Annotated in this window: 10 protein-coding genes; 1 reads left to right on the plus strand and 9 read right to left on the minus strand. The window is 54.0% G+C overall.

All coding sequences use genetic code 11. The features are described 5' to 3' along the window. Nucleotides 1-71: 71 nt before the first annotated feature. From LBJ36_10115 to gpmA, 8 genes are all read right to left on the minus strand, one after another. Nucleotides 72-557, minus strand: coding sequence for a pyridoxamine 5'-phosphate oxidase family protein (locus tag LBJ36_10115; protein ID MDR1379388.1), 486 nt, complete (start codon nt 555-557; stop codon nt 72-74). Nucleotides 558-575: 18 nt separating this feature from the next. Beyond that, nucleotides 576-2,036 (minus strand): Ni/Fe hydrogenase subunit alpha, encoded by a 1,461-nt coding sequence (locus LBJ36_10120; protein ID MDR1379389.1) that lies wholly within the window; start codon nt 2,034-2,036, stop codon nt 576-578. After that, nucleotides 2,029-2,604 (minus strand): NADP oxidoreductase, encoded by a 576-nt coding sequence (locus tag LBJ36_10125; protein MDR1379390.1) that lies wholly within the window; start codon nt 2,602-2,604, stop codon nt 2,029-2,031. The genes LBJ36_10120 and LBJ36_10125 overlap by 8 nt, the downstream gene beginning before the upstream one ends. Before the next feature lie 6 nt (nt 2,605-2,610). After that, nucleotides 2,611-4,674 carry a molybdopterin-dependent oxidoreductase gene (locus tag LBJ36_10130; GenBank protein ID MDR1379391.1) on the minus strand — a complete coding sequence of 688 codons (2,064 nt, stop codon included), beginning with the start codon at nt 4,672-4,674 and terminating at the stop codon, nt 2,611-2,613. A gap of 13 nt (nt 4,675-4,687) precedes the next feature. Beyond that, entirely contained in the window at nt 4,688-6,493 is a 1,806-nt protein-coding gene (gene nuoF / locus LBJ36_10135) for an NADH-quinone oxidoreductase subunit NuoF (protein ID MDR1379392.1), read from the minus strand. A 71-nt stretch (nt 6,494-6,564) separates the two neighbouring features. Beyond that, on the minus strand, nt 6,565-7,035 hold the full coding sequence (gene nuoE / locus LBJ36_10140) for an NADH-quinone oxidoreductase subunit NuoE (protein MDR1379393.1): 471 nt from the start codon (nt 7,033-7,035) through the stop codon (nt 6,565-6,567). Between the two features lie 296 nt (nt 7,036-7,331). Further along, nucleotides 7,332-8,537 carry a pyridoxal phosphate-dependent aminotransferase gene (locus LBJ36_10145; GenBank protein ID MDR1379394.1) on the minus strand — a complete coding sequence of 402 codons (1,206 nt, stop codon included), beginning with the start codon at nt 8,535-8,537 and terminating at the stop codon, nt 7,332-7,334. 334 nt (nt 8,538-8,871) lie between these two features. Further along, nucleotides 8,872-9,639: a 2,3-diphosphoglycerate-dependent phosphoglycerate mutase gene (gene gpmA, locus LBJ36_10150; protein MDR1379395.1), complete on the minus strand. Its 768-nt coding sequence runs from the start codon at nt 9,637-9,639 to the stop codon at nt 8,872-8,874. Nucleotides 9,640-9,780: 141 nt separating this feature from the next. Between gpmA and LBJ36_10155 the strand changes: the two genes are divergently transcribed. Then, nucleotides 9,781-10,587 carry a fumarylacetoacetate hydrolase family protein gene (locus tag LBJ36_10155; GenBank protein MDR1379396.1) on the plus strand — a complete coding sequence of 269 codons (807 nt, stop codon included), beginning with the start codon at nt 9,781-9,783 and terminating at the stop codon, nt 10,585-10,587. Between the two features lie 509 nt (nt 10,588-11,096). Here LBJ36_10155 and LBJ36_10160 read toward each other — a convergent pair. Next, nucleotides 11,097-12,296: a hypothetical protein gene (locus tag LBJ36_10160; protein MDR1379397.1), complete on the minus strand. Its 1,200-nt coding sequence runs from the start codon at nt 12,294-12,296 to the stop codon at nt 11,097-11,099. Nucleotides 12,297-12,511 lie beyond the last annotated feature (215 nt).

Below are 12,511 nucleotides of genomic sequence, written 5' to 3' on the forward strand. Positions count from 1 at the left end.
CATCGAGCCCGCCCCTTCACAGAGGCGGGCTTTTCAATGGGTTTTAATGGGTTTTATTTACTGTTTACTGATTACGGTTTATATCCGTTGCTCTTGCCCGTCATGTATTCGATGTCGAACCGAGCGACCCACACCGCGGCCCCCATTCGGGGATGTTCCCGAAGGTCCATATGGGGGCCCTCGTACTGGTCCATGAGGATATTCAAGCCCGCGCTCTTTTCGTCTATATCGGTCAAGGTCCGAACGATGCCGAAGCCCGTCACGCTACGGTATTTCATAGTAAAGGCCTCGGCCCTCTCGGCGGCCACCGCCTCGGCTCCCTCCGTGACCTGAAAACAGGCATTCGGGTTGATAGCCAGAAGATCGATCTTTAGTCCCATGGGCGCGCCGTGAAAATAGAGCGCGCCATCCTGATACCCGTAACAAAGCGCAACAACGTAAGGCCAGCCGTCCAATCCGTTCAACCCCAGGTGAACCACTTTGCCACGCCTCAAAACGTCCTCTATCCACCCTTTGTCCGTTACAAGCCTGTCCTTGCGCCTCATTTCGCGCCGCATCGACATGATCCCGAATTTCTACTCCTTGAAGACGGAGGTGAGATGTTGTCCGCTGTCGTCCAAAATCTCCACCTCCAGGGGCATTTTCCCCACCGCGTGGGTGGAGCAGGACAAGCAGGGATCGTAACATCGGATAACGTGCTCCATCCGGTTCAACGCCCCCTCGGTGACAGTTTTGCCGTCAGTGATGTATTGCTTTGCCACCTGCTCGACGCCCTTGTTGATGGCCCAATTGTTGTGTCCCGTGGCGACGATCAGGTTTGCTCTGGTGATGGACCCGCGCTCGTCCACCTCATAGTGGTGGATGAGGGTGCCCCGGGGCGCCTCGACGACCCCCACCCCTTCCTTATTCAGCGCGTTGGAGGTGATGCGGAGGTCGCTGCCCATCACGTCAGGATCGTTCAAAAGTTCCTCGATCCTCTCGGCTCCGTAGAGCGCCTCGATCAGCCGGGCGTAATGATAATAGAGCGTGTAGTGGACGATGCGCCCGTCCCCAGCCTCACGCAGATCCTCCAGCTCCTTCTGAGCCAGAGGCGTCGCGATCTTGTCGCAGGCGTTCACGCGTCCAAGAGGCCCCACTCGGTAGCTCCCCTCGGGGAAACCAATGCCCCGATAAAAAGGAAACTTCAGGTAAGTCCAATCTACCACGAACTCCCCGATCTTCTGGGCGTACTCTTGGCAGGCGAACTCCTCGATGACCCGACCCTTGGGGCTCACCAAACGCAGGTCTCCGTCGTAGAGTTCCAAAGCCCCGTTTTTCACGAGTCCCAGGTAAGGCGTTGTGACGGTAGCGAACTCTCGGGCCAAAGCCTGGTTCGCGTCCAGATAGTTTTTGACCAGGGCAACGGCTTTTTGTAGCCCGGCCATCACCTCTGGAAGCTCCCTCAGGTAAGTATCCCGCTCGGTGGCCTTGATGGCGCGGTTGACTCCGCCTGGAATGCTGTGCCAGGGATGGATCTTCTTGTCGCCCAAGGTTTTGATGATCTCCTGCCCAAATTTTCGTATAGCGATCCCTATTTTAGCCAGTTCAGGGTACGCGTCGACCACGCCGACGATGTTGCGGGTGGCGGGGTCCGCGTCGAACCCGAAAAGAAGATCCGGGCTTGACAGATGGAAGAATGATAAAGCGTGGGACTGGACAATCTGCCCCATGTGCATCAGTTCACGCAGTTTGTGAGCCGAGGGAGTGAGTTTAACCCCAATAATGGCGTCGCAGGCCTTAGCCGCCGCCAGATGGTGGCTCACGGGACAGATTCCGCAAGTGCGCGGCGTGATAACCGGCATTTCTCGGAAATCTCGCCCTTTGGTGAAAATCTCGAATCCCCTGAACTGCGTGACGTGCATTCTCGCGCTGTCCACGGAACCGTCCTCTTTCAACTGGACCGTTATCTTGCCGTGCCCCTCGATGCGAGTCACGGGGTTGACTACGATCGTGCTTGATGTTTTTGTTTTATTTTTATTTTCGATCATATCAGTCATAACGCATCATCTCCTGCGGAACCTTCGGTATTCGCCCGTCGAGGATCTCGTTAAACACAAACGCGATAGTATCCGCGTCCGGCGGACACCCCGGCACGTATATGTCTACTTTCACCGCTCGGTCCACCGGCATGGCCTGAGGGAGAAGCGCGGGGACGCCGTCGTGGGGAAGCGGTCCACCGTGGGGAATGACCCCCGTGGGATTGACGGTGGTGACGGTGTCCGTGTAAGCCTCGCGCAGGAGGTCCTCCACCTTTATGAAATTCCTCAGGCAGTTAATGCCGCCAAACACGGCGCAATCACCCCAAGCGATCAAGATCTTGCATTTTTCGCGAAGGTTCTTGGCGATGTGCAGCTCCTCCTCGTTGCCCAATCCTCCTTCGATCACGCCCACCGTCACCTCGGGAATTTCTTTAATGTCGCTGATGGGCGTGGACGTTATCTCCACTTTCTTAAATAGTTCCAGCAGCCGCTCGTCCATATCCAGAAAGGACATATGGCAACCGGCACAGGCCTCAAGCCACACGGAGGCCATTTTGGGCTTGGCGGGTTCAGTACTTTTCGTCATCTTTCGTTACGCCTCCCTTGTCGTCACTGAAGTCGCGGATGAAACTTTGGAGACCGCCGGCCCTCCAGCGTGGTCCGGGGCCTGCGAAGGTTGGGTTGGGTCGGGGGTCGCTCTGGATTGGAAGGTGTTTTCGCGGGGGACGGTGGAAGGGGCCTTCATCGTGAGCCCCAAACGGCCGCAGATGATTTGAAGAACCTCGCCAAAACCCTTCAAGCCGGGGATGGGATCGATGATTTTCGACACCCGGCGCCGCTCCCCCTCCAGAGTGCAGAGGTGTCCGCTTCTCTCGAACCAAGCTGGCGCGGGCAGAATCACATCGGCCAAGTTCGTCAGAGGCGACAGCATGAAAGGCGTCTGTACCACGGTAAAACCGGCACTGGACATGGCACTCAGGGCCTTCGGGCTTTCCTGGACCAGACCTGTGGAGTAAACATAGAGGAAGTCCTGTTCCTCCTCTAGCCAAGAATCCAACGCCATAACCGTGTTGAGAGATCCTAGGGCGTTACTGTGGCCCAACAGAGGGACGATCCCTAGACCGTCGCCGAAAAACGCTCCTCGCTCGATGGCGAAGTTCAGGATCTTGCTTACGGTCGTATCATCGGACAGGGGGGCGCTCCCTAAAACAAAAATGGGCTTTTTCGCATCAAGCAGCAACTCTTTGACCTTTGGGTCAAAGAGGTCCTCCGCCTCCAGGTCGGTGATGCCGGGAAACGGGGTACCAGCCTTGAAGAGTTTTTCTTTGCCCACATAAATCAGCTTCGCGCCCTTGTGAAGAACGGCCACTCTAATGTAACTGGCGGCCACGGGAAGGGCTTTCTGGGGATCGGCTTCCACTAGCACGATGGCGTCGGAATCCAGGATGTGATGGGCGGCCGTGAGGGGACGCGTTCCCTGGTCAGCAAGAGATTTGGCCCCGTTGTAGAAGCCGCGCATGACAGAGCCCTGGTAGCTTTCCATTTTGATGGAACTCACGGCCTCCTTGAAACTGGCGAACACGGCCAATTCTTCGTCCGTGGCCAAAGAGGAGATCAAGGCGCCCATTTTCCCACTTACAGAGTTTTCCCTTATTTTGGCGGCGACGAGAGAAAGAGCCTCAGCCCAAGACGCTTCCCGGAAACTAGAGCCGCTGCGAATCATGGGCCTTGTTATCCGGGGCTGCTCGCTGGATTTCGGCAGGCCGAAACGTCCCGCCGCGCAAAGCTGCCCGCCGTCGGGTCCGTCCACGTTGGTTCCCTCCACTCGAACAATGCTACCCGTGCGGACGTAAACCTTGATTTCGCACCCTATGGCGCAAATGGGACAAAGAGTGTCGACTATGGCGTCGCAGTCTTTACGGCGGCCGCGATAGGCCAGGTCCCTCAGGGTGATCGTTCCAGTGGGACAGACCTGGGCGCAGGCTCCGCATTCCACACAGGTCTCGGAGAGCCCGATGGTGCTGCCGAAGTCGGCGTCTACGGTGGTGGCCCAGCCCCGTCCTTTCAGGCCCAGGGTGCAAGCTCCCACTTTTTCCGAACAGGTTCTCACGCAGCGCTGACACAAAATGCAGCGGTTGTGGTCCGCCTGAATGCGGGAGTCGGTGGTGTCGTTTTTGAACTCGGCGTAAAGGAAAGGGTAGCGGACGCTGTCCATGCCATGGGCAATGGCGCGAGTCTGGAGGTCGCAGTCGCCGCTTTGGGAGCAGAACATGCAGAAATGATTGCGCCCCGCGAAGAGCAGTTCCAGAACCTGGCGGCGATAGGATACGAGTTTCTCCGTGGAGGTGTTGATCCTCATGCCCTCCTCCGCCGGAGAGGTACAGGCTGTAAGCATCCGTCCGCTGGGTTTTCCGTCGGCGTTCTCCGGCTCCACGACGCACATGCGACAAGCCCCCACGCTGCTAAGGCCCTTCATCCAGCAGAGGGTCGGGATGGAATCGATCCCGTTCTTTTTCGCCACCTCCAGAATGGTGTCTCCCTTGGAGCCCACGCACTCCTTGCCGTCAATAAACATCTTGATGGTTTTTGTTTCGGTCGACGTAAGCAGCGAACCAGCGACGAGGGAGCTGCGTGAGTCGCTTAGTTTCTTTATCATGACGTTCCGCCCCCTATCCTTTGGCTATAGCGCCAAATGGGCACTTGGTGAAACACGTGCCGCACTTGATGCATCTTTCGGTTATGATCGCGTACCCTTCGGCTCTGCCGCCGGGAATGCAGTGGACAGGGCAGTTCTTAGCGCAAAGGCCACACTTTTTGCAGGCATTCTGCACGATGGAATAGGAGAGTAGAGCTTGGCAGGATCCCGCCGGACACTTGTGATCCCGGATGTGGGCCTCGTACTCGTCCCTGAAGTAGCGCAGGGTGGTCAGGACGGGGTTGGGGGCCGTCTGTCCCAGTCCGCAAAGAGACATTTCCTTGACCATGAGCCCCAGTTCCTCCAAGAGATCGATGTCTTTCATCTCTCCATGTCCCCCGCAAATTTTTTCGAGCAACAGAAGCATCTGCTTCGTTCCCTCGCGACAAGGCGTGCATTTTCCGCAGGACTCCCTTTGGGTGAACTCCAAGAAAAACCGGGCGATGTCCACCATACAATTTTCCTCGTCCATGACCACGAGTCCCCCGGACCCCATAATGGCCCCCAAAGCGGGCAAGGACTCATAGGTGATGGGGACGTCCAGGTGGTCTTTCGTCAAGCAGCCGCCGCTGGGCCCTCCAATCTGCACAGCCTTGAACTCTTTAGGCGCCCCACTGGGGTCGTCCAGGATGCCGCCGCCGATATCGTAGATGATCTCTCGCAGGGGGATACCCATGGGAACCTCCACAAGGCCCGTGTGTTTGACCTTGCCCGTGAGAGCAAAGACCTTCGTGCCCTTGGATTTGTCCGTACCCATAGAGGCATACCAGTCTCCACCTTTATGGAGGATTTGCGGAACGTTGGCCCATGTTTCCACGTTGTTGATGTTGCTGGGTTTGGCCCAAAGGCCGGAAATCGCGGGAAAAGGAGGCCTCGGGCGGGGCATTCCCCTCTGTCCCTCGATGGAGGCCATCAGCGCCGTTTCCTCCCCACAGACGAAAGCTCCCGCCCCCTCTTTGACATGCACAGCGAAGTTGAAACCGGAATTGAAGATGTTCTCCCCCAAAAGGCCGGACTCCTCGGCCTGACTGATGGCCTGCCGCAGCCGCCGAATCGCCAGAGGATATTCCGCCCGGCAGTAAATGTATCCTTCATCGGCTCCCATAGCGTAGGCACCAATAGCCATACCCTCGATCACCGCGTGAGGGTCGCCCTCGAGAATAGAGCGGTCCATGAACGCGCCCGGGTCCCCCTCGTCCGCGTTGCAGATGACGTACTTTTTGGGCCCTGGCGAGGACGCGCAAAACCCCCACTTGACGCCGGTGGGAAAGCCTCCACCCCCTCGACCCCTCAGGCCCGACTTTTTGACCTCATCGATGACAGCTTGGGGCGTCATCTCCCCCAGGGCCTTGGCCAGCCCCTCGTAGCCGTCTCTGGCGATGTACTCCTCGATATCCGCCGGGTTGATGTAGCCGCAGTTTTGAAGGGCGACCCGGTGTTGTTTTCCGTAAAAGGGAATTTTTTTGTAGTTGGGAATGCTTTGACCCTCGCGGTCTTTATACATTAAAGATTCCACGGGGTGTCCTTTCAGGAGATGTTCTTCGACCAAGTTCGGGATGTCATCTGGTTTGACCCGGCAATAGAAGGTTCCCTCAGGGTAAACGACCACAATGGGTCCCATTTCACACATCCCATGACATCCTGTGGGAACCACCAAAATTTCGTTCGAAAGATTCTGCCGTTCAAGTTCGCTTTTGAGTTTATCGACGACGACGACCCCATGGCTGGACGCGCAACCTGTCCCGTTGCAGACCAACACGTGCGAGCGATAATCCGACATTGACTGACCCCCTTTGGTTCGTGCGTTTCCAGATTCAAGACTCTTTTCATCCGCGGCCGCAAGCCTCACGATCACAAGAATTGTTCCAAAATAGCGCGCACTCCGTCGGGCGCGGATCGTCCGAAGGTCTGATCGTCCACGACCATGACGGGCGCGAGGCCGCAGGCTCCCAAACACGCGACGGGCTCCAAAGAAAAACGGAGATCCTCCGTGGTCCCGTTCTCGGCGCATCCCGTCTGTTCTTTTATCGCGTCCAGAATCTTCAGGCTGCCGCGCACGTGACAGGCCGTTCCGCGGCACACCCGAACCACGTGCCGTCCCCTCGGCGTTAGGTGAAACTGGGCGTAAAACGTGGCGACACTGTAGATTTCGGACATAGGGATCTTCAACTCCTCGGAGACAATTTTGACCGCGGGCTCCGCCACATAGCCCATAGCCCCCTGCAACGCCTGAAGTATCGGAATCAGCCCTCCTTCTCGGCCTCGCCATGGATCGATGATTTCTAAAACTTTCTTCCGCATTTCCTCGGCAGATAAATTCATAACATCCCTCCTCGAATTTTGGGGACTTTGTCCTCTACCCCTATAAGCGTCCTAAAATACCACGTCTATGATATCTTTTTTTTCCATTTTACACCTCGGTATGCAAGCCTAGAGAGCTATCCAGGTCATAGTCATTTCAGGCGCTGCCGCGAACGGTAGGCAAGCGATAGGCGACGATAAATTATTTGTGCCAGGAGAGACCTTCCTCCTGGCACAAATAGCTCTGCGTTTATTTCTTCCTTGTTTTATTTCTTTCTTGTTTATTTCTTGTTTATTTCTTCCTTAGGCTTAACATCTCAGGCTTTGATGGCCTCGACTCTGCCGGGGTAGGCCTCCAAAGCGCCTTTAAGAATATTCATGGCCTTGAGCAAGTCCTCGTTTTTCAAAACGTAGGCCAGGCGCGCCTCGTCCTTTCCCTTTCCGGAAGTGTAGAAACCGTTGCCAGGAGCTCCCATCGTCGTCTCACCATTCACGTCGTAGTTTTGGAGCATCCAGACGATAAACTTCTCGGCGTCGTCCACAGGCATTTTCACCATGACGTAAAACGCCCCTTGAGGCTCCTCGCAGATCACGCCGTCCATGCTTTTCAGCGCTTTGTAAAGGGTGTCGCGCCGCGATTTATACTCCTTATTGACCTCTTCTAAGTAGTTTTTGGAGGTCTTGTAAAGCCCCGCCGCCCCTACTTGCTCCAGAGTGGAAACGCAAAGCCTGCCCTGACAGAGCTTCAGCACCTGAGCCAGGAACGCCTTGTTTTTGATGATCAAACACCCGATACGCGCCCCGCAGGCGCTGAATCGCTTGGAAACGGAATCCACCATGACGACCCGGTCGAGGATATCCTTCATGTTCCCCAGGCTCGTGAATTTCTTTCCGTCGTAGGTAAATTCTCGGTAAACCTCGTCGGCAATCAGATAAAGGTCGTGTTTCTTCGCGAGGGAGGCCAGCATTTCCAATTCCGCCGCCGTGTAGACCGCGCCAGTGGGGTTGCCGGGGTTCGAGATCCAGATGGCGCGTGTCCTGGAGGAGATCAATTTCTCGATAACGGACTGCGGCGGCAGGTGAAACCCTTCCTCCGCCTTGGTGGGGATGGGAACCAGCTTGGCCAAGGAGGCTTGAGCGAAGGCGTTGTAATTGGCGTAAAAAGGTTCCGGCACCAGAAGCTCGTCACCTGGGTCGCAGATGGTCATGACGGCGAACCACAAAGCCTCGCTGCCTCCGTTGGTAATGTAAATGTCGTTGCGTTCATAGGGGATATCCCAGCTTGCGTAGTAAGCGCTGATGGCGTCGCGCAGATCGTCGTTGCCTTGGGACGTGGCGTAGGCAATCGTGTCGACTTTGAAATTACGCACGGCCTGAAAATATTCATCTGGGGTTCTGATGTCTGGCTGCCCGATATTCAGGTGATAGACTTTCTTACCCGCCTTTTTGGCTTCGTCCGAGAAGGGAAGAAGCCTCCGGATGGGAGACGTCTGCATCGCCTCGATGCGTTTCGAAAAGTTCATAACACATTACCGATCCTTTCAGCGTACTAATATCTACTTATAATTAGCAGATACATTTCGCATAGTATTCCATAGTATTCCTTTGATCATGAAGTCAAATGATCATAAAATCAAATGATCATGAAATCAAAGGAAAAACTGAACCTCGCAAAGCTCGCGGAAATACTCGAATGTCTGGGACAATAGCCACTGCGCGACTCGGGTTTTCGGCTTCAATATCAACAGCTAACGTCAGCAGCTACTGGAACGCGTATGAATCTTCTACCAGACTCCAGAATCAGACTCCAGAATCAATCGTAAATTTCGTCTTCATCGGCCCACCTCCTTAATAATGTTATTTCGTGTTCCCATTTGGGCTCGCTTTGCCCTGGTTGGCAACCGCGGCCTGGGCTTTGGCGATGGTCTCCGGATCGCCCAAATATCGATGACCTAGGGGCTTCATGTCTTCTCCCAGCTCGTAGAGCAAAGGCACCCCCGTGGGAATGTTGAGTTCAAGGATGTCCTTTTCCGACACATCGTCCAAATACTTCACCAGAGCACGAAGACTGTTGCCGTGCGCAGCGATGACGATCTTTTTTCCCGCTACGATCTCCGGGACGATAACGTTCTCCCAGAAGGGAACAGCGCGGGCGACGGTATCGGCCAAGCATTCGCCATCGGGCAGGTCCGAAGGGGACAACGAGGCGTAGCGAGGGTCTTTCGCCGGATGCCGGTCGTCGTTTTTATCGAGCAAAGGAGGCCGCGTGTCGTAGCTACGCCGCCAGATCTTCACTTGATCGTCTCCATACTGGGCCGCTGTCTCCGCCTTGTTCAGACCCTGGAGAGCTCCGTAATGACGCTCGTTCAAACGCCAAGAGTGGACCACGGGAATCCACATAAGGTCCATCTCTTCCAAAGTTAACCACAAGGTCTTGACGGCTCGCTTCAAAACGGAGGTGAAGGCGAGGTCAAAAATGAACCTCTCCCCCTTTAAGAGCTTACCTGCCTCTTGCGCCTCGGCCGTTCCCTTCTCCGACAGGGGAACGTCGGTCCATCCGGTGAAACGGTTTTCCTTGTTCCATTCGCTTTCGCCATGACGTATCAAAACCACTTTGTACATCATTTCGAAAAATCCCTCCTTTTTTTCAAGTATAGCCTTAAAAGGTCTGGAAGGCACTCATCAAAAGCACAAAAACATATTTTTGCCACTTTTTTTGTTATCATAAATAAATGCAAAATAGAACCGTACAAGGAGGAATTTGTGATGACGACAGATAATATCTGGACGAATATCGGAAAATTGGATGAGGGAACGCTGCTTTTGCGCGTGATGGTGGAAGGTCGATTCTCCTGGGGCAGAAAGAGCAGAAAGAACGGAGAAAGCGTGGAGTTACTCGATGCAGCCCTACGCTCCACAGGACGGAAATGCGGGGAAGAAGGACTCGTCTACGGAACGCCCATTGACCCGGTCAAGATTTGGTGTATCGGGCTGAATTACCGGGAGCACGCTAAGGAGTCCCACATGGAGATCCCCGAAGAGCCTTGCGTTTTCATGAAGCCCCGAACCTGCCTTTTGGCTCACGGGGAATCCGTGAGGCTGCCCTCCTGGGTGGGGCGCGTGGACTACGAGGGAGAACTCGCCGTTGTCATTGGCAAGACATGCCGCAACGTGAGCGAGGACGAGGCCCCCGATTATGTATTGGGCTACTCCTGCTTCAACGACGTTTCCGCCAGGGTGCTGCAAGCCAAGGATGGTCAGTGGGTTCGCTCCAAGGGCTTTGACACTTTCGGCCCCTTCGGCCCAGGGCTGCTGGTGGCCAGGAGCTTGCCAGAACACTCTGAGCTGACGACCCGGTTGAATGATGTTGTCGTCCAAAAGAGCCGCTTCGAGGATATGATCTTTTCCGTTCCTGCTATCGTCTCCCAGCTCAGCCGCTTCGCGACCCTGGAAGCCGGAGACGTGATCGCCACGGGAACCCCCAGCGGCGTCGGCCCCGTCAAACCGGGAGACATGGTCGAAATCTCCATCGACGGCATCGGGTCCCTGAAAAACTCCTTCGCGGCGGAATGACGGGACAGCATTAACATAATTCCACGACTAAAGTCATGGGATTGTAAGATCGACAAAGACAGCCGACTGAAACCGGTCTTACGTCTTCTCCTTTAAGAGTGGATGCCCCCACAGAGTGGATGCCCCCACTCTGAGAATATTTACAGCCGCATTAATATCCCGGTCGTGTTCTGCCCCGCATCTCGCCCGCATCTCGCGTTGAAAAGCCATGATAAGCCATGATAAGCCATGAAAGAAGTTGAACATAAAAGTAGACATATGGCAAGGAATCAAATACAAAACAAACGCCACCGTTGGCGGCGTTGCAATTCTCATCCAACGACTGAAGCCTTTGGCTTTCTCATCGCTTTATCGTAACACTCTCAAATTTTATTTCCCTTGACAAAGGGACAGAAACAGATACTTGGAGTCTTTACTATTAAAGTCTTTACTATTATTAAAGCCTTTGCTATTTCGGAACCTATCTAGTCATAAATTTCTCCGGAATTTTAGGTGGCAACATAAACGTTTCACAAAATTTCCCGTCTTTTTATCGGTTTTCCAAATGTCAATGCCGCTTTAATTTCTGCCAGAATCTGTTTCTGTTCCGGGTCTTTCTTCACAACCTCAAGATAGTTCGCCCAGAGTGCCCACAGCACCCCCAGGCACAGCCCTAACAGCGTCGCAATCACGATGATCTGCGCCCTTTTGGGTTTGAATTTGTAGTCGGGTGGTATAGCGGGGTCAATGATCTGCACGACCATCGCCTCGCGCGCCTCGTCGATCTTTGCGGCTTCGAGCTGCTTCAGTATCAGCTCGTACATCGCCGTCGCGAATTTTACGTCTCGTAGTCTACGTTGATACTCTAACCCTAACTGCGGGGCCTCATGCAAAGAAGATAGTGTGCTATTCTCCGAGGCTTTCTGTTCCTGCTGCTGTTCCAGCTTCGCCAGTTCGATGCGCAGAGCGGATAATTCGGATTCCGCGCGTCTCAGGTTAGGGTTACCGCCCCGCGCATAGGTTCGCAGCGCTGATAGTTCAACTTCTTTAGCTGCTACCTGTGCCCGTAGCGCCGCTATAGAGGTCAGCATCGCCTCCAGCTGTGGTTCTATCGCCACCAATCCGCTTTTTTCCTGATATCTTTGCAGTTCGTCTTCTGCGTCACCCAAGGTCTTATGTGTCGTCAACATTTGCTGCTCAAAAAACAAACGCCGTTGTGCCGCTTCGCCAATAGCCAGAGATTGCATAGCATTTTTCAACTCTGCGACAAACGCGTTAGCTATCCGCGCGGCACGCTCTGGATCTTCATCCAACACCGCCACGGTAACGATACGGTTCTTTATATCTTCTGTAGCTCGTAATATACTAGACGTAACTTTTTCGCGCATCTTGATGCGGTATTCTTCCTTATATATGGTCATTAGGTCAAATTGATCAATAATCTTATCAACAACAGTCTGACTGCGTAAAACCCCACACAGTAACTCTCCTGTCGTTGAGCTGCCCGTTAAGCCGAGTAATCCTCCGCCACCCAGTTGAGATAACATTGCCATTGCCGCGCTACCGCCTTGCGAAGGCGGTAAAATACGAGATTCTGCTTGATAAATTCGAGGAGAGAAAAAAATATACACCAAAGAAATTATCCATAAACACAAGATACAACATACAATTTTTTTGGTATTTTTAACAAATATATATACATAATCAATAAAAGCGACATTGTCGTTCACAAAAACATTCCTCCACTATCTAGCGTTCCAATCTAACAATAACTTAAACGGATACTCTTGATTTTGCCTTCCGTCACAAATCATTTCTCTAAAAAGGTCTGATATACCGGCGCTAACATCGCGTCAGCTTTAGCCATAAAATAATAAATATGAGCGACCGCAAAAATCACACTCAGGGCTGCGGTAATCATTATCTGATCTTTTTTTCTAAGCGA

Source organism: Synergistaceae bacterium (assembly GCA_031267575.1).
Classification (GTDB): Bacteria; Synergistota; Synergistia; order Synergistales; family Aminobacteriaceae; genus JAIRYN01.